General features: G+C 48.8%; 15 protein-coding genes and 4 pseudogenes. 16 read left to right on the top strand and 3 right to left on the bottom strand.

The genetic code is table 11. The features are described 5' to 3' along the window. Window positions 1-2 precede the first annotated feature (2 nt). From ACFQ2I_RS12195 to ACFQ2I_RS12150, 10 genes and pseudogenes are all read left to right on the top strand, one after another. On the top strand, window positions 3-1,901 hold the full coding sequence (locus tag ACFQ2I_RS12195) for a hypothetical protein (RefSeq protein WP_377564523.1): 1,899 nt from the start codon (window positions 3-5) through the stop codon (window positions 1,899-1,901). Window positions 1,902-1,969: 68 nt separating this feature from the next. After that, window positions 1,970-2,989, top strand: a complete 1,020-nt coding sequence (locus ACFQ2I_RS12190) for a zinc-dependent alcohol dehydrogenase (RefSeq protein WP_377564521.1) — start codon at window positions 1,970-1,972, stop codon at window positions 2,987-2,989. Window positions 2,990-3,093: 104 nt separating this feature from the next. Beyond that, window positions 3,094-3,795, top strand: a complete 702-nt coding sequence (locus ACFQ2I_RS12185) for a GntR family transcriptional regulator (protein ID WP_262679074.1) — start codon at window positions 3,094-3,096, stop codon at window positions 3,793-3,795. An 11-nt stretch (window positions 3,796-3,806) separates the two neighbouring features. After that, window positions 3,807-4,994: a M20 family metallopeptidase gene (locus ACFQ2I_RS12180; RefSeq protein ID WP_377564520.1), complete on the top strand. Its 1,188-nt coding sequence runs from the start codon at window positions 3,807-3,809 to the stop codon at window positions 4,992-4,994. Next, window positions 4,991-5,380, top strand: a complete 390-nt coding sequence (locus tag ACFQ2I_RS12175; RefSeq protein ID WP_377564518.1) for a RidA family protein — start codon at window positions 4,991-4,993, stop codon at window positions 5,378-5,380. Before ACFQ2I_RS12180 ends, ACFQ2I_RS12175 begins: the two co-directional genes overlap by 4 nt. A gap of 23 nt (window positions 5,381-5,403) precedes the next feature. Next, window positions 5,404-6,120, top strand: coding sequence for an MBL fold metallo-hydrolase (locus ACFQ2I_RS12170; RefSeq protein WP_377564517.1), 717 nt, complete (start codon window positions 5,404-5,406; stop codon window positions 6,118-6,120). Between the two features lie 17 nt (window positions 6,121-6,137). After that, the gene (locus ACFQ2I_RS12165; RefSeq protein ID WP_377564516.1) at window positions 6,138-7,145 is read left to right on the top strand and encodes a Gfo/Idh/MocA family protein; all 1,008 of its coding nucleotides are present in this window, start codon (window positions 6,138-6,140) and stop codon (window positions 7,143-7,145) included. Window positions 7,146-7,185: 40 nt separating this feature from the next. Then, window positions 7,186-9,885 carry a hypothetical protein gene (locus tag ACFQ2I_RS12160; protein WP_377564515.1) on the top strand — a complete coding sequence of 900 codons (2,700 nt, stop codon included), beginning with the start codon at window positions 7,186-7,188 and terminating at the stop codon, window positions 9,883-9,885. Window positions 9,886-10,736: 851 nt separating this feature from the next. Continuing rightward, on the top strand, window positions 10,737-11,033 hold the full coding sequence (locus ACFQ2I_RS12155) for a hypothetical protein (protein WP_377564514.1): 297 nt from the start codon (window positions 10,737-10,739) through the stop codon (window positions 11,031-11,033). Beyond that, window positions 10,978-11,091: pseudogene (locus ACFQ2I_RS12150) on the top strand (group II intron reverse transcriptase/maturase); the annotation flags it as partial. The gene ACFQ2I_RS12155 and the pseudogene ACFQ2I_RS12150, both read left to right, overlap by 56 nt. 65 nt (window positions 11,092-11,156) lie before the next feature. On the opposite strand, the pseudogene ACFQ2I_RS12145 reads toward ACFQ2I_RS12150, so the two are convergent. Continuing rightward, a pseudogene (locus tag ACFQ2I_RS12145) lies at window positions 11,157-11,575 on the bottom strand (IS3 family transposase); the annotation flags it as partial. Window positions 11,576-11,778: 203 nt separating this feature from the next. Between ACFQ2I_RS12145 and ACFQ2I_RS12140 the strand changes: the two are divergent. The 6 genes and pseudogenes from ACFQ2I_RS12140 to ACFQ2I_RS12115 form a co-directional block, all read left to right on the top strand. Continuing rightward, the gene (locus ACFQ2I_RS12140) at window positions 11,779-12,963 is read left to right on the top strand and encodes a methyl-accepting chemotaxis protein (RefSeq protein ID WP_377564511.1); all 1,185 of its coding nucleotides are present in this window, start codon (window positions 11,779-11,781) and stop codon (window positions 12,961-12,963) included. 113 nt (window positions 12,964-13,076) lie between these two features. Further along, window positions 13,077-13,436 carry a hypothetical protein gene (locus ACFQ2I_RS12135; RefSeq protein ID WP_377564510.1) on the top strand — a complete coding sequence of 120 codons (360 nt, stop codon included), beginning with the start codon at window positions 13,077-13,079 and terminating at the stop codon, window positions 13,434-13,436. Window positions 13,437-14,056: 620 nt separating this feature from the next. Next, window positions 14,057-14,284: pseudogene (locus ACFQ2I_RS12130) on the top strand (transposase); the annotation flags it as partial. 517 nt (window positions 14,285-14,801) lie between these two features. Continuing rightward, the gene (locus tag ACFQ2I_RS12125; protein WP_377564614.1) at window positions 14,802-14,954 is read left to right on the top strand and encodes a hypothetical protein; all 153 of its coding nucleotides are present in this window, start codon (window positions 14,802-14,804) and stop codon (window positions 14,952-14,954) included. After that, the gene (locus ACFQ2I_RS12120; protein WP_449290079.1) at window positions 14,920-15,546 is read left to right on the top strand and encodes a reverse transcriptase domain-containing protein; all 627 of its coding nucleotides are present in this window, start codon (window positions 14,920-14,922) and stop codon (window positions 15,544-15,546) included. Before ACFQ2I_RS12125 ends, ACFQ2I_RS12120 begins: the two co-directional genes overlap by 35 nt. Before the next feature lie 15 nt (window positions 15,547-15,561). Continuing rightward, window positions 15,562-15,990: pseudogene (locus ACFQ2I_RS12115) on the top strand (reverse transcriptase domain-containing protein); the annotation flags it as partial. Between the two features lie 92 nt (window positions 15,991-16,082). Here the strand turns inward: ACFQ2I_RS12115 and xerA are convergent. Both xerA and ACFQ2I_RS12105 read right to left on the bottom strand, forming a co-directional pair. After that, window positions 16,083-17,045: a site-specific tyrosine recombinase/integron integrase gene (gene xerA, locus ACFQ2I_RS12110; RefSeq protein WP_377564509.1), complete on the bottom strand. Its 963-nt coding sequence runs from the start codon at window positions 17,043-17,045 to the stop codon at window positions 16,083-16,085. After that, window positions 17,035-17,621: tyrosine-type recombinase/integrase (locus tag ACFQ2I_RS12105; protein ID WP_377564508.1), on the bottom strand; the 587-nt coding region annotated here is incomplete at its 5' end. The genes xerA and ACFQ2I_RS12105, both read right to left, overlap by 11 nt.

The raw sequence follows: 17,621 nt of genomic DNA, 5'->3' as shown, positions 1-17,621 counted from the left end.
TTATGTCGATGAACACACATTTTGAGAAATGGCTGTGGATCGAATTGATCGGATTCGATAACCAATTGCCGGATTATGGCGTTGAGGATTTTTTGAGCCGTGTAGGCTTTCATCCTGAGGGGCTATCCATTCTTTTTTTTACTCCTGACTTTATTCATGCCCATCAAGGGATGAAGCGGGAATGGGCTCTTCCGCCCGAATGCTGTTCCTATGCAGGGCGTCCCTATGGTCGGGAGCGGATGAGGCAAGTATGGACCAATTTCCAGTTGCATGGGCTTGTTAAGGAACTGCAACGACAGCGGGTTGAAGTTTATTGCAGCTTCTTTAATCTGTTTGAGTATATATCCGAAGGGCAGATCTTAGCCAGCGAATGGTGCGATGATCATCGCTATCTGTGTGAGCTTCGCAAGGATGGCGAATATTACGGTTCATTGAATCCGCTAAGGAGATTCAAGGATGGATCTTATTATGAAGATCTTTTTATTGAGAAGCTGAGCGAGACGTTGTCTGATTACGGCTTCGACGGATACCATGGTTCGGATGGCTATACCAGTCCACGAATCACTCTTGCGGACGCTGATTATTCCGATGATATGGTCGGACAATTCAGAGAGACACTTTCACCGGATATGGCCAATCTTATTGCGCCTTTATGCGAAGGGCATCCGGATCAGTTGAAGCAGCGCGCTGAATGGATATGGGAAAACATGCGGGAGCAATGGATTGGATTTTATTCCGATCGTTGGGAACAGCTGTGGAGGAAAATCGTTAACTCCATGCATGCCGAAGGACGCAAAGTGTTGTTTAATACCGCGTGGACAAGGGATCCGTTCGAAGCGTTATACCGATACGGAGTTGATTATAAGCGCATCGCAAATACAGGGATAGACGGATTTGTTGTGGAAACGGTGATCTCCTCGTTATCGATTGGCGCGGCTGGAGTAGAGATGGAGCCTTACTACGATTTTATGGCCATGTTATTGACGATTAAAGCATATGTCCCCGAGGCGAGGCTGATCTGCCTAAACTCTATTCACGATACGACGGAAAGATGGGATGCCCTTCGTCATGCGCCTACAGTGCTTGAACGAGATATTTATTCACTAAGCAACTTGTTTGTTGTGGATGAGAGGGGGGAATTGGCGCGTTGTTCATCCGGTTTTGTCGCCTGTTTGTCGGATGGGATTGAGAAGCATGAGTGGCAATGGATCGACAAGCGTTGGGAACTCGGTTTTGAAGCGAACCCCAAGCAATGGAGGGGTGCCTGTCTGGTTTGGTCGGATCGCGCATTTGAGCGGCAATTAAACGATTATATCGGAGGAAGGGGCTGGACGGCACATAAATTCGTCCATGAACTATCCTCCAGAGGCGTTCCGCTTTACGCCGCCGTTCGTATTGAACAGTTGCATCTCATTAACGGTCCAATCGTTGTGGTTAATCCGCATCTATTCCCTGAGGAAGAACTGGCAGCCATTATGCGTTACGACAAAGGGGCCCGGTTTTTACTAGGATCGGAGCCGGATGCCTACTCAAACGCGGGGGAGGATGTTACGTCTCGAGATCCGTCTTCTTGGCTAGATCCGCTGCCTGTACGCGAAATATCAATGGCCTATCTGCAAAGCATAGTGGATCAGATCATTGAAAGTTCGGACACACCGGCAATACAAAGTGGAAAAGGCGAGTTCAAGATCATGGCTTATGAAACGGATGCAGGCTGCAGCAGAGTGTTCATCTACAACGAGAATATGAACTACGCTTCCGCCACTATCGATTGGGGGCGAGCCATTCGTAAGGTTATTATAAAAAATGACTTCCCAGGGGTTCCTATTACTCCTGAAGACAGCGGATTTCAAGTGCGAGTTCCTGGTCGCGGCATAGTCATCCTTGATGTGTATCTATAATTCTGACTGGAATCCTATCATACAATCCCTATTCTATTATTCATGTTCACAAGATTGGAGGTTCGCAAATGAAAGCATTAGTATGGAGCGCGGCGGAGGAAATGATCTGGGAGGATCGGGAGCGTCCCATACCCGAGGATGGAGAACTCCTTGTGCGTATAGAGGCCGTGGGCATTTGCGGGTCGGAAATTGAAGGTTATTTGGGCCATAACAGTTTGCGCAAGCCGCCATTAATTATGGGGCATGAATTTTGCGGCATCATAGAGCAGGTTGGAAATAAGGAGAACGACGTTTTAATCGGCAGGAAAATCGTTGTTAATCCGCTGATTTTCTGTGGACAATGCGATCGTTGTCGCCAAGGATCCACTCAACTTTGCGAAAGTAGAAAAATTATAGGCATTCATATGCCGGGAGCATTCGCGCAATGGGCTATTGTTCCTGTTGCGGCCGCAATCGAGGTCCCTGAGTCGATGAATTCATTTCGCGCCGCGCTTGCAGAACCGCTTGCTTGTTCGCTTCGGGCGACTCGAAGAGCGATGGATCGACATGCCTTCGCCAATGTTGTTGTGATGGGAGCAGGCGGCATCGGATTGCTCTGCGCCAAGATAGCGAAGCTGCTTGGCGCGTCAAAGGTCATGATTGTAGATACGAACCCGGAAAGATTAAAGATGTGTCGCGCTATCGGGATGGAGGAAACGGCTAATGCTAGGGAGGATAACCTGGAAGAACGGACGAAGCAAACATTTGGTTCCAAGGGAATCGATGTCGTTATCGATGCCGCCGGTTTCCAGACAACTAGAGAATCGGCCATAAAACTTCTTAATCCCGGCGGAACCTTTATGAATATTGGTCTGGGCATAGACGAAACGGTATTGCCGATTAACTATTTGATCCGCCATGAGATTGAGCTTCTGGGATCCTTCTGCTATTCGCGTCAGGATTTTCAGGACGCGGTAGATTTGTTGGTTGCCGGGAGGATAACCGAGACTGGCTGGACCGAAATTCGTTCGCTTGCTGACGGCTATGAGGCGTTTGCACAATTGGTTGCAGGCAAGGTGACAAGCGGGAAAATTTTGATGAAGCCGTAACGAAGCTCCCTTTTTCATCGTGTAAGTTCCTATTCTGCTTTTTATATATAAGGTATAATGCAACATATAGGATATAAATATCGATGGAAAGCAGGGACTAAAGAATGAAGGAACCGATCACAAAACGAACGTTTTTGGAAAAACAAAGCATGAGCGTAGATTTGGCAGAATATATTAAGCAGCAAATATTGGATGGTGAGCTTAATCCTGGCGATCGAATAGTAGAGACTAAAGTTGCAAAAGATCTCGGGATTAGCCAGACGCCGGTTCGCGAGGCGATTCGTCAGTTATCCGGGGAAGGTATTATTACCATTGTGCCAAACAAGGGGCCGATGGTGCGGACATTTGATATGAAGGATATTTTCGAGGTGTATTCGCTTCGTTCCATGCTTGAAGGGTTGGCCATTCGATTGGCAGTCCAACTGGCAACCGACGAAGAAATTGAGGCAATGTCACAGTTCTTTGAAGAGATGAAGAGAAAGATGGCGGATGATTCTGTTGATTCACTGCTCCAGGAATCTGTAGAGCTTCATCAAAGCATTATCCGCTTGTCTAATCATTCCCGGCTAAGCGCAAGCTATGATTCCATCACGTTTCATATTTCGCTTGCCGGCCGAATATTAGGAAGAGTGTCTACGAAGCAGAAGGAAGTGGATCAGCACGCCGAATTAATTGACGCGCTTGTGCGTCGCGATCCGGACTTTGCTGAGGAAGTGATGCGTAAACATATTCTTCGATCTTTTAATGAGTTCAAGGATTTACAAGAATCCAAGGATTGGGATTATCATAACATCAATTGGTTGTAGGAGTGAAGCATGTGGATAGATCGGCGGTTGAAGGCGCGGCGCACCCAGCCGTACGAATTTTGGAACAATTGCTGTGCATTCAAAGTGTTAATCCGCATTACAGCAAGGATGCCCGAGGAGAGCGGGACGTTGCCGAATATATTGAAGCGCGTCTGCTCAAGGCGGGGCTGAAGGTAACGAGGCAGCCTGTTGCCGATGGGCGTGACAATATTATCGCAGAAATTCGGGTTGGTAGGCCCGATGCAGCGCTGCTGTTTGAAGCTCACATGGATACCGTATCGCTCGGCGGCATGAAGAATGCATTAGTGCCTACTCATCACGATGGGCGATTATATGGAAGGGGAGCCTGTGACACAAAGGGAGCTTTGGCGGGTATGATCCATATGATGGAACGCTGCGCGCGCCATCCGGAGTCGCTTCATGCCGATCTTATCTTCTGCGCTTCAGTCGATGAGGAGTATGCATTCCAGGGCCTTACTGCATTTATGTCCTTGGATATTCCCATCTCGGGCGCCGTTGTCGGCGAGCCGACGGAGCTTGGCATAGTAGTGGAGCATAAGGGATGTGCCCGGTTTGCCGTTCAGACCTATGGCAAGGCAGCGCACAGCTCGGCTCCACACAGAGGCGATAACGCCATCTACGCCATGGTGGATGTTGTCCGTCATATACGGGAGCGAGTAGAGCCGGGTCTGGCTGAGGTTGCTAGTCCATTGTGCGGAAGCCCAACGATCGTTGTCAGTACGATCAGCGGCGGCAGTCAGATCAATATCGTTCCGGAGCTGTGCGAAGTGCGCATTGATCGTCGTATCGTGCCAGGCGAATCGCCGGAGCAAGTGTTATCCGAATTTGAACGGGAGTTAAGAGCAGAGCTTAACGATATCCAGTTAACCGTAGAACCGTTGCTGCTGGATCCTGCGTTGAACACTCCACATAAGGCGTCGATTGTATGTTTTGCGCAGATGGTTGCCGAAGAGCTTGGTACGGATCAATCCTTGCGTGGGGTATCCTACGGCAGCAACGCAAGCAAGCTTCAGTCTTGGAAAGGCATTCCTTCTATTGTCTTTGGTCCAGGCTCGATAGAGCAGGCGCATACGGACGAAGAATGGGTTCCCGTCTCCGATGTTGAGCTGGCGGCAGAGTTTTATTATCAATTGGCTTGCAAGTACAATGGGAGCCAGAAGGGATTGAGAGAGCTTTGAAAAAAGAAATCATACAAACGAATAAAGCGCCGAAACCGAGCGGCTCTTATTCTCAAGCCGTAAAGCTGGGAGATATGGTTTATGTGGCGGGCACTTGCCCGTTTGATCTTGAAACAGGAGAGGTGCTGTACCCTGGGGATATGGAGCGGCAGACAAGCGTCGTGCTTCAATATATGGAGGAAATTTTGCAGGCTGCCGGAACCTCGCTCCATAACGTCGTTAAAGTGACGTCCTTTATCGACGACTTGAATGCGTTCCAGACGTACAATCGCGTTTATGAGGCTTTTTTCAAAGAAGAGCCGCCAGCCCGCAGCACGATTGAAGTCGGAAAATTCCCCCCTGGCATGTGCGTTGAAATCGAATGTATCGCCTATGTAGCATTATGATAAAGCTCGAGGATGGGATTTATTTGGTCGGGAGCGGCAAATACGGCGCGCAAACAAGCGATACCATGGATTGCAACGTCTATCTGTTGGACTGCGGTGACGGGGAATATGCGCTTATTGACGCAGGGGGCGGAATAAATCCAGAGCGAATTGTAGGGAATATTGAACGCATCGGTATCGCTGCCGACAAAATCAACTATTTGCTGCTGACGCACGGTCATGGCGATCATGCGGGCGGAGCTGCTTATTTCCACACGAGGTTCGGGATGCGGGTTATTTCTTCACAAGACGTTAGTAATTGGCTCGCCAATGGAGAACTGGAGAAGCTAAGCGTTCCTCCCGCCATTCGGGCGGGTGTATACCCGGAAGATTATACAATCCCTTCTTGTCCAGTTGCTCGAGGCGTTAGGGAAAACGATAAGATCGAGATAGGAAAAGTTGCGCTTATGGTGCTGGATACGCCTGGTCACGCTCAGGGTCATGTGTCCTATCTGCTTGAACGCGATGGAAGGAGGCTGCTATTCAGCGGGGATTCGATCTTCGCCGGTGGGAAGGTAGTTATTCAAAATACGTGGGATTGCGTCATTCCCGAATATGCGGCCACGGTTGCCAAGCTGCATTGGCTTCGCATCGATGCTTTGTTTCCCGGTCATGGAACATTCCTGTTGACTGAAGCATGGAAACATATCGAGAAAGCGCATGTTTGCTTCGAGCGCTTGGATGTGCCTCCGAATTTGTAGATGGGGAGAGAGAGCGAATGAACAAAGTGAAAGTGGGTATTCTCGGATTGGGAAGATGGGGAATGTGCCATCTGGAAGCCTTTAGCGCGCTCGGGCAAGCGGAGGTTGTGGCCATTTGCGATCGTTCGCCGGAGAGGCTGGAGCAAGCGGGGAAAACGTATGGTATTGAGCGGCTATATTCCGATGAGAACGAATTGCTTCAGGACGCTAGTATTGATTTGATCAGTGTCGTAACCTTTGAAAGTCAGCATTTGGAACCCACCTTGAAAGCGCTTCAATACGGCAAGCATGTGCTTGTCGAGAAGCCGGTAACGACTCGGCCGGAAGAAGCTCTGAAGATGCAAGCGGCTGCTGCTGCAAGCGGCCGCTTGATTTTGCCGGGGCATCTGCTTCGTTTCGATCCCCGTTATGCGGCGATTAAAGATGCGATTCAGAGCAACCAGATCGGAACTCCTGTCAGCATGTATATGAAGCGATCCCGCGAGCGTTATTTGTTTGAAACCTTTAAGCGGGTGCATACCGTGTTTGAACTGATGATTCATGATATCGACTTGGCTATTTGGTACGCCGGCTCCCGTGTTGTTAAGGTAAAAGCATATGGTAGAACGTTATCCGGGGCAACCTCTCCTGAAGTGCTATGGGCAAACCTGGAATTCGAAAACGGCGCGATTGCCGTTTTGCACAGCAATTGGCTGACGCCAGACAAGGCGGGCATTGAAATCGCAGATGCGATTGAAGTGATCGGACTAAGCGGCATCGCGCATTTCGAAACAAGCCAGTCTGGCTTGCATATATGGAACGGAGAAGGTAGACAAACGCCCGATATGAATATTCACGTTAAGCTTCACGGGGCAACGGTAGGGAGCTTGCGTGAACAATTGACCTATATTTGCCGATGTATTGCCTCTGGCGAGGATCCAGCCGTTATCTCATTTGCCGATGCGGTTCATGGAATTGAAGTTGCCAATGCGATCGTCGCTTCTTGCGAGACGGGATGCGAAGTTATGGTAGGAAAGATGGAATAATAAGGTCGACTCTAACTTATACGATGAAACGGAGTGGATTGTGATTTTACATATAGAGGATAGTCCAAATCATCCATCGATCCAATTGCCGCATTTCCCAACGCGCATGCAGGCTGTTATTTGGCGTAACTGGGGCTTGGTGCCTCTGGCCAACATAGCAAAAGTACTCGGCGCTACCGAAGCTCAAATTACGGAAGTCGCTGCCGAACTTGGACTTGAGGAGCAGCAAGTCAACAACGAGACCAAATGGCTAGAAAGAGGATATATTACGATTATCCGCGCTAACTGGCATCTGCTTCCCGTCCAGCAATTGCTGCAATTGCTGGAATGGACGGAGGAGAAGCTTGCTTTCACATTGAAAGAGGATGATTTCCTATGGATAAAGCTAGGAAGCGTGAAGCCTTGGACCGAGACGGTGCGCTATAAGGAGCTTACGTTGGAGGAGCGGGACTGGACTCGGTGGATAAAACAAACGATTGCAGCGAAGTTCGGGAAACAGAAAGAAAATGAAGCAGCCGATTTCGGACGGCGCGAACAGCCTTTCGATTTTTTGAATCAATATAAAAAAGCAGTCGCGAGCGTACGAATTCCATTTCGCAAACCGCTTTCGGGCGAGGTGAGTCTGAAAGCGCCTTGGATGATAATGTTGCCGTACGAGACTGCCGTGCTTCAATCGGCTTCGGAACGATTCGTTAGGGAACATGAACAAATGTGGGGAAGCAAGTGGATGATCAGCGAGGATGCGGGGTCAGCACATGCCGCAGATGAAGGGGAGGACTCCTCTGAAAAAAACATCATGCGCATTTCGATTGTTCCTGATGATACCCGTTTAGCGGAAAGCCATACGATCTCGGTAACGCCGACCAATATCTCAATTATCGCCGTTGATGAAGTCGGTGCGATGCGGGGGCTGCAATGGCTTTCAAAGCAGATGAGCCAAAGCGGGTTGCCTTATATCGTGACAGGAGAGTACCGGCGGGACTCGAAATTCGAAACACGCATTATTTATTCTTATGGCGCTCTATTTGGTGATCCGCTGCTGGAGCCTGAACTGGATCCTTATCCTGACGAGCTGCTTGAGAGACTGTCCGACATGGGTATCAACGGAGTTTGGCTGCAAAGCGTGCTATATAGCCTAGTACCGTGGGAGGCGGCTCCACAGTTATCCGTCGGTTGGGAGAAACGAATCGATGGATTGCGCAATCTTGTGCAACGAGCGAAAAAATATGGAATAGGTGTATTTCTATACTGCAACGAGCCCAGGTCTATGCTTGAAGCCTTTTTCGCAGACAAGCCGGATTGGAAGGGGCATACAGAGGATGATGGCCAAGCGATGCTATGCACCTCCCATCCCGATGTCCAAAAATTGCTCAGCGGCGCTATATCAAGGCTGTTTAGCGAGGTGCCCGAATTAGCGGGACTGATCACCATTACGATGTCGGAAAATTGGACGCACTGTTATTCACGAGCTGTCGGAGGAAGGACGAATTGTCCACGCTGCAGCCTGAGGACATCTAGTGAAGTGACTGCTGAAGTCAACCGTCTTATTGCGGAAGGCGTATTCAGAGAAAAGCCCGATGCGCGAATTTTGTGCTGGACATGGGGGTGGAGCGGCCACTGGGGGTGGTCGGAGGGCGACCATTCCAGAGCAATCGAATCGCTCCCGGATAATGTTTTTGTCATGTGTACAAGCGAGGAAGCGTTGCCAACGAATATTGCCGGAATTCCGAATCAGGTGATTGATTATTCGATGTCCAACGTTGGTCCGGGCGAGAAGGCTCAGCGTATGTGGCGGATGGCGAAAGAGCGAGGGCTGAGGGTTGCGGCGAAGGTGCAACTCAACAATACTTGGGAATGTTCAGCGGTTCCCTTTCTGCCTGTCTTTCCATTGCTGGAAGAACATCTCGCAAATTTGAAGGAATCAGGAGTCAGCGCATTGATGCTGAGCTGGACGCTCGGTAGTTATCCTTCGCTCAATTTGGAGCTTGCAGCCGAATATTATTGGGAAACCGATACAAAAGTCGAGGGTGGCGACAAGAAGGGAGTCCAGAACCTGCTCCAAGGCAAATTCGGCAGAGCGGCAGGTCAAAAGATAGGCGATGCGTCGATCGCTTTCAGCCGGGCATTCCGTGAATTTCCTTTTGATTTGAACGTATTGTATGTCGCGCCGCAAAACTACGGGCCCGCAAACCTGCTACATCTTGAGCCGACCGGCAATACGGCATCCATGTTAGGATTTCCGTACGATGACCTCGAGGGTTGGCGAGGCAATTACCCGAAACCCGTATTCGCAAGGCAGTTCAAGAAGCTGTCAGCAGGCTGGAAGAAGGGGGTTCGATTACTGGAAAAGGCACGAAAGCTGACGCCTGCGGAAGCAAAGAACGACTTCGCAAACCTGATGACTGCAGCTAACGCAGCTTATCTACATTTCTACAGCACTTATTTGCAAATCTCGTTTATAATGGCTCGTAACCAATACCTGACTTCGAAACGCGATGAAATGAAACTTAGGAGCTGTCGCAAGCTCATGGACATCGTTCAAAAGGAAAGTGATAATGTTCGACAGCTCTATCATCTTGTCATTAGCGATTCCAAAGTTGGATTTGAAGCAAGCAATCAGTATTATTATACGGTTCAGGATTTGAAAGAAAAGGAGCTGAACTGCAGGTTCATTATGGAACGGCTGCGGAAGGCGGAAGCTCAGATAATTGCTGATAAAGAGAAGCCTATCATGCTGTAAAAATAAGGTGGAGGCAAAAAGATGAAACTGATTACATTTGTGAAAGAAGCTCGATTTTGTTTAGGCGTTCGCCGTGCCGGAGCATCCTGTCCTCTATAACAAGTTCAGCAACGCGCTTGCTGCAGGTGGAGAGGATATTCTGTAATTTCTATATAATTTTAGTAGAATAAAAAAATAGCGGCATAAGGGAGTTCTCCCTTATGCCGCTATTTTGTGTGCGCTTGGCAGCGCATCGACTAAGGAGTGAGAGTCTCCAGTACACCGCGAGGTGGCGGAAGTACATAGCTGACACGTAGTGCGCAGTCCGTGAGGATGCGTGCGGAGGATGTGAAGGCAAAACCCGGAACAGGCGGCATAACCATGTTGGCAGGCAAGGCCGGATGACCCTGCGCAAAAAGGGAATGTCCAATACCACCAATAGGCCTTGCAAGTTAGGAGGACTGGAATCGGGGGAAAGTCGAATGACGTAACCCAAGGAGATCTCATCGTCTCCGCTAAGCGGTAAACCTAGCTCAAGACCGTGAGGGTTAAGGGGAGATTACGGATGGTGAGAAGTCAGACGTAGGGATAGTAGTGAAGAAGTTTGCCGGAAAGGCCGCAAAGGCAAACGAATCGGTACGCTGTTACTGATGCAGGCACCGACTCAAAAGGCGGTGACTTGTGCGAAGCCCGAAACCATGGAAGAAGAGAGATTGAGGGAGGCCATGTGCCAGGCAGGAGCCGGTGAGCTATGATGTGCGAAGAACCGGGGAATGAACATAAGGAGAAGCCGTCTGGGGCGAGTACCGTCAGGGAAATGGAGATTGCCGAAAGGCTACAAACCATGGAACTGTTAGGGAAGGAGAACGAGCATGGAGGAACAGGGAAATCACAATCACTCTCGTGAAGCAGCAAAGCAAGGAGACCGCAAATGGTACAGCCTCATCGACAAGATATGGGCGAAACCAAACCTGGAGGAAGCCTTTAAAGAGGTTAAGCGCAATCGAGGCGCGGCAGGGATCGATCGGATGACCATCAAGGCATTCGAAACGCATACGTCGTGTCTACATCCCGAAAGCAGACGGAACGCAAAGACCCCTAGGTATTCCTACCGTGAGAGACCGAGTGGTACAAGCCGCGGCAAGACGCATAATGGAGCCCATCTTTGAAGCCAAGTTCATGGATTGTAGCTACGGGTTCCGACCGGGCAGAAGTGCACACATGGCGCTTCAGAAGATCAGAAAAGACTTAGACGAAGGCTATCGGTACGTCATTGATGCCGACTTANCTTGCACTGGAAAATTGTGTTTGGAGTTCGTTGTTGCCTTGTATTTTTTGACGGTTCTTGAGCGCCACTGTTGCTCGCTCATAATCCGTGTCACCGTTCGCGTTGAAATATTCACACCTTGCTGCTGGAGCTTCTCGGTGACCTTGGGACTGCCGTAGAGTTGACGAGACGCATCGAACACTTCTTTGATCTGATCCGTCCAATCCCTGTGTTGACGCGCCTGCTCACTCACAGGACGATCCTTCCATTTGTAATACCCGCTGCGAGAAACATCGAGCACGCAGCACATCTTCTCCAGTCGGTACTCGGAGCGGTGTTCATGGATGAACGCATATTTTACCGACGGTCTTTCGCGAAGAAGTGCATCGCTTTTTTTAGAATTTCATTCTCTTCTTGCAAGTCACGAATTCGTTTTTGCATTTCCCTTAGTTGATGATTTTCGGACTTGAACGCTTGCGCTTCAACGATTTCCGGCTCGTNCTGTAGCTGTTCCTTTGTAAACATTCCCATCGTGTTCTCCTGCCTCTCGTTGTCTACTTCTATAGTAGTCTGGTTTAGGAGTTTACACAATTTATTTTACAGTCCCCATCCAAGAAACGGGCTACGGTCTCTTCTATGCAATCCAATTGGATATCGTTTTAGAAAGTTTAAAATCCGTTCAATTGAACCTGCTTCTCATCATCTGTGTTGCCGCTTTAATTGTTATTGGCCTGGCCATTTATATTAGCGGAACAATCGCAAAACCTATTGCGAAAGTAACGGAACGGGTGAAACAGGTAGCAAACGGCGAGTTGATCGGCGCTCCCCTTATCATAAAGAGTAAAGATGAAATCGGCCAACTTGGCATACACATACAAGCTATGAATGATAATCTGCGTAACTTGATTGGCAAGGTAGCATCCACTTCAGAACAATTAGCAGCATCTTCGGAAGAGCTTACTGCCATTGCTGAGGAATCGACACAAACTTCCGAACAAATATCCCAATCTGTTATTTTTGTCGTAAAGGGATCGGAAACGCAGGTTGAAGCATTAGGACAGACTAACATCGCGATGGATGAAATGTCCATAGGCATTCAGAAAATCGCCAGTTCTGCTTCAGGCGCTTCAGAGGCGGCTATTACAGCTGTAGAAGAAGTCGACCGAGGAAACCAGGAAGTTCATGTAGCTGTATCGCAAATGAATCAAGTGACGAAATCGGTTGAAGACACCGCTGAAACGATTCGGTCGCTTGAAGAGAAATCACAAGCTATTCACAAAACCGTTCAGCTTATATTTGATATTGCGAATCAAACGAACTTATTAGCTCTCAATGCATCTATTGAAGCGGCCAGAGCAGGTGAACACGGCCGTGGTTTTGCGGTAGTGGCAGGTGAAGTCAAAAAATTGGCCGAGCAGACAGGCAATGCCACTAAAGAGGTTGCGAATACAATCAACGAAGTGCTGCAGGCAGTTGACCAAGCTTCAAACTCTATGAACAACGGTAGGGTCGAAGTCGCCTCCGGTGTACAACGGGTAGAAAAAGTAGGGGAAACCTTTAACCGAATCACAGAATCCATACAAAGTGTGAATGACCAAATACAAGAAATATCTGCTTCCTCGCAACAGATTTCGGCAGGAACAGAACAGGTTACCGCTTCTATGCAAGAGGTCTTAAGTATTGTTAAAGGAACCTCCTCTCAAATAGAAAAGGTATCGCAATCGATGAATGATCAGTACCGCTCTATGGAAGAGATTTCAAGCTCTTCAGAGTCGCTTAGCGTTACGGCAGGTGAACTGCAGGAGATGGTCGGGAAATTTACGATCAAATAATGGCATGTATTTCAGATGCGCTATCCGCAGTATTTGACGGAGTTGTCCCAGAGCGACTATAATCAGTAGCAACAAGCTGATTTCGTTAGGCACAACAGGAGATGACAGAACTTATGTACTTGAAAATGATCACATTCCTTGCTGCAGCTGCCATTATGACAGCATGCGCCAGTAATGGAGAACAAATTCCCAATAGCCAGCCTAAAGCTGAGGTATCCGATCCCTTGAACGTAAGCTCAAGTGATGGGCAATACGCTAGTTTGCCTGAATACGATACGATTATGAAGCATCTCGATGAGAAGGACTATAGCTTCAACACGGTAACCGACAACGAAGGCACGCGTATTCTTCTTATCGAGCTAGACGGTGCGGAACAATATAAGACGATATTTGTGAAACATACCAATCGGCTTAAAATCATTCAGCTGGATGGCGATAAGCAACTTTATAATGACATTTTGGTCAGTCAATAAGCAGCATGTGGGGCATGAATTCGACATTCCGTTGAATTCATGCCTTTTATGTGCGCCCAGCATGAACGCTATCTCCAGGGTTCAAGTCCCGAATGGGGCGGAGAAAATAACCAGGTGACAATGGAACAAATTTACGAATGGAATCCGGATATCATATATCTCTTTTAAGGCAACTTGAATAGTGAGTATCTTGCTAACACCATAAGTGAACAGGACTGGTCTAAAACGAAAGCTTAGCCGTGCACTATGAGAAGTTAGGGTCATAATCGCCCCAAAGGCAAATTGCATGAATGAAACAACCATGATATGATTAGGATAAGAATAAGGAGCCGGACGGCCATCCGACTCCCTGCACAACATTTTGGGTGGGAAACCTCCAAATAGTTAGAGAAAATAATCCGCACCTTGGCGCTAACCTGGGCGGATTATTTTCGTTTATGCAGATAAGTGAGTAAAGCCAGTAAAAACATACCGAGCATGATCACTTCTGTCAACGAAAATTGCATAAGCATCACCCCCAATCTGGAGGCGATACTTTCCTACCCAAGTCTGTTGCACACTAGTATTATATCAAAATATGTCATTTCTTGCATAGAAGGTTTGTGTATGCCTTTCCATAGAAGGAGATCAATCATTATTACAACAAGATGAAAGCGATTTATACAGGTATCCTTCGTCATGGCAAGAAGCCGAAGGAAGGGGCGTTTACGTCCAAACGATTGGAACGTCTGCACCTGAAGCGTCACCGCCGGATCAAAGACATCTTCCACAAGGCGAGTCATCAGATCGTCAAACTGGCTGTGGAGCAAGGGATCGGCGTGATCGTCATTGGACATTCACGACTTTGGTGCGCTTGGCAGCGCATCGACTAAGGAGTGAAAGTCTCCAGTACACCGCGAGGTGGCGGAAGTACATAGCTGACACATAGTGCGTAGTCCGTGAGGAGGCGTGCGGAGGATGTGAAGGCAAACCCTGGAACAGGCGGCATAACCAAGTTGGCTGGCAAGACCGGATGACCCTGCCAAAGAAGGGAAAGTCCAATACCCCTCTTAGGTCTTGTGAGTTAGGAGGACTGGATTCGGGGGAAAGTCGAATGACGTGACCCAAGGAGATCTCATCGTTTCCGCTAAGCGGTAACCCTTCCTCAAGGCCGTGAAGGTCAAGGGGAGACTATGGATGGTGAGAAGTCAGACGTAGGGATAGTAGTGAATAAGTTTGCCAGAAAGGCCGCAAAGGCAAATGAATCGGCACAAAGTTGCCGATGCAAGCACCGACTCAAAAGGCGGTAACTTGTGCGAAGCCCGAAACCGTGGAAGAAGAGAGATTGTGCGAGATCATGTGCCAGACAGGAGCCGGAGAGCTACGATGTGCGAAGACCCGGGGAATGAACAAAAGGAGAAGCCGTCTGGGGCGAGTACCATCAGGGAAGTGGAGATTGCCGAAAGGCTACAAGCCATGAAACTGAAAGGGAAGGAGAACGAGCATGGGGAAGCAGGGGCAAGACAATCACTCTCGTGAAGGAGTAAAGAAGCAAGAAGAACGAAAATGGTACAGCCTAATCGACAAGATTTGGGCAAAACCAAACCTGGAGGAAGCCTTTAAGGCGGTCAAGCGAAACCGAGGGGCTGCAGGAATCGATCGAATGACCATAAAGGCATTTGAATCGCAGTTGGAACACCATCTAGAAGTGCTTCAACAGACACTGAAGAGCAAAACCTATCGGCCGAGGCCGGTAAGGAGAGTGTACATTCCAAAAGCAGACGGGACGCTAAGACCACTAGGGATTCCTACCGTGGGAGACCGAGTTGTACAAGCAGCAGCACGAAGCATATTGGAACCCATCTTCGAAGCTAAATTTATGGACTGTAGTTTTGGATTCCGACCTGGGAGAAGCGCACATATGGCCTTACAGAAAATACGTCAGGACTTAGAAGACGGATATCGGTACGTCATAGACGCGNGACCTCCGCCACCGACTTTCCGTTTTCCTTCACGTACTGTACTGTCTTTCTCTTGTACGCTTCATCGTATAGTGGTTTCTTCATTCCGACACAGTCCTCCGATTCTACTTCTTTTCATCAGTGTAATCTGTGTCTACTATTCAGTCTAGCAGCAGTTGTATCGGGTGATTCGGGAGCTATTATCACGGGAAAACCTTCTATTGGCATTAAAACGTGTCGAAGCCAACAAAGGTAGCCATGGCGTAGATGGCATGTCCGTAAAATCCTTACGAGAACACATTCTGCAAAACTGGCAACAACTTCGACAAGCGATAGAAGATGGAAGCTATGAACCGAGTCCCGTCCGCAGGGTCGAAATCCCGAAACCTAACGGCGGAGGAGTCAGGTTATTAGGCATACCTACCGTGACAGACCGTTTCATCCAGCAAGCCATTGCCCAAGTGTTGAACCCAGTGTTTGATCCACAGTTTTCCGAGTGCAGCTACGGTTTTCGTCCACAAAGACGAGGGCATGATGCAGTACGGAAAGCCAGACAGTATATGAAAGAAGGATATCGATGGGTGATCGACCTTGATCTGGAGAAATTTAGCGATATTAATTTTCAGCCGAAATCAGCGTTCTAGGGGGTAGCGAGTGGGTAAACCTTCGAAATCCTCTTCCAGCCGCAGTATTTCGTGAATTTTCGCTATGTCCCTGTTCTAATGCCGTAAGGGGGCTGAAAGGACTGCACAGGGTCGCCCCTAAGACCGAGTTGGGCGCGCATTTTACGCATTGGGTGGTTCTTCGAAAGCTCCTTAAGGTCCGCAATTGTAATGTGTAGGTAAATCTGGGTGGTCGTTAAGCTCTTGTGGCCTAGAAGCTTCTGAATGGACACCAGGTGAGCCCCTTCTTGGAGAAGGTGCGTGGCACAGGTGTGGCGCAGCTTATGCGGTGTGACCTGTTTGTCAATTTGAGCTTCCTCGGCATATTTCTTGACCATAAACTGAATAGCACGAGGAGTTAGGGCTCCGCCTTTCTTGCTTACGAATAGTTCAGGAATACTGCTGGATCTGGATGAGAGGTATTCCTGTATGGCTTCGTCTACGGTCGGATCAAGCGGAACATAACGTTCGCGGCCGCCCTTGCCAGAAATGAGAATGCGTCCATCCTTACGGTTAATGTCCGTCTTTTTAAGCGAGCATACCTCGCTTACACGCAGCCCTGCAGAGTAGATTAAAGTAAGAATGGCTCGATCGCGACGACCGAGGATCGTGGTAGTGTCAGGCATCGTCAGAATGCTTTGCATCTCTTTGTTGTCCAGAACAACCGGCAGGCGTTCGGGTGTATCAAGCAGCTTGGGCCACTTTTCGCGTTCATCCATTCTGGAATCCAAGAGCTCCATAAGAATGAGGAAATCTACGAATGCGGATAAGGTGGCGAGCTTACGCCCTACAGCGGCAGACGCGTTCCTGCGGTCCACGCGGAGATAACGAATGTAGTCCACAACGACTTTCGCTTTAGAGGGGTTATCCACCTGTGGGTAATGAACAGAGCAGAAGGTTTTCCACACCTTCAGGTCGATGGCATAAGCCTCTGCTGTTTTGGGACGGCAGCCACGGACCATTTGTGCAAATTCTAAGAAGTCTTGAATTGTGGATTCACTGTTCATTGGATTTCGCTCCTGACGAAGATGTAATGTTTTTGCTCAGCAGGCTGACGGCTTTTCGGATGTCTTCAAAGTCTGCATGTGCATAGGGTGTAGTTTCAGTCAGCGTCTTATGGCCGAGAGCTTTGGCGATGACTTCGATGCGACCGCCTCTTTGAATGAGATGGGCAGTAAAGGTGTGTCGGATCGTGTGAGGGCTTACCGGCTTCTGCAAGCCTGCTACCTCCGAGTAGTGGCGGATGCGCCTGGCCACGGTCCACGGCTTCAATCGGGTGCCTTGCAAATTGAGTAATAAGGGTCCGGTCTTCGCTTTGCGGTGCAGGCCGACATACTGCTTCAGATCGTCCAAAGCTGCTTTTGGAATGGCAATTTGCCTGTCTCGGCCCTTGCCTTCCCTGATGTGAACCCAGCCTTCTTTCAGGTCTATGTCTTCGATGTCTAAGTTGCTAAGCTCTCCTACACGAATGCCGGTGGAGTAGAGTACGAGCAGGGTGATGTAATCCATAAAGCCTTCTGGAGTAGATCGGTCAGGTGAGGCGAGCAGACGCAGCATTTCATCTTCTGTGAGATATTCCTGTT

Origin of the sequence: Paenibacillus chungangensis, from assembly GCF_042675905.1 — a bacterium.
Taxonomy (GTDB): domain Bacteria; phylum Bacillota; class Bacilli; order Paenibacillales; family Paenibacillaceae; genus Pristimantibacillus; species Pristimantibacillus chungangensis.
Note: the sequence above shows the minus strand (reverse complement) of the source record. Positions and strands in the feature narration are given on the sequence as shown.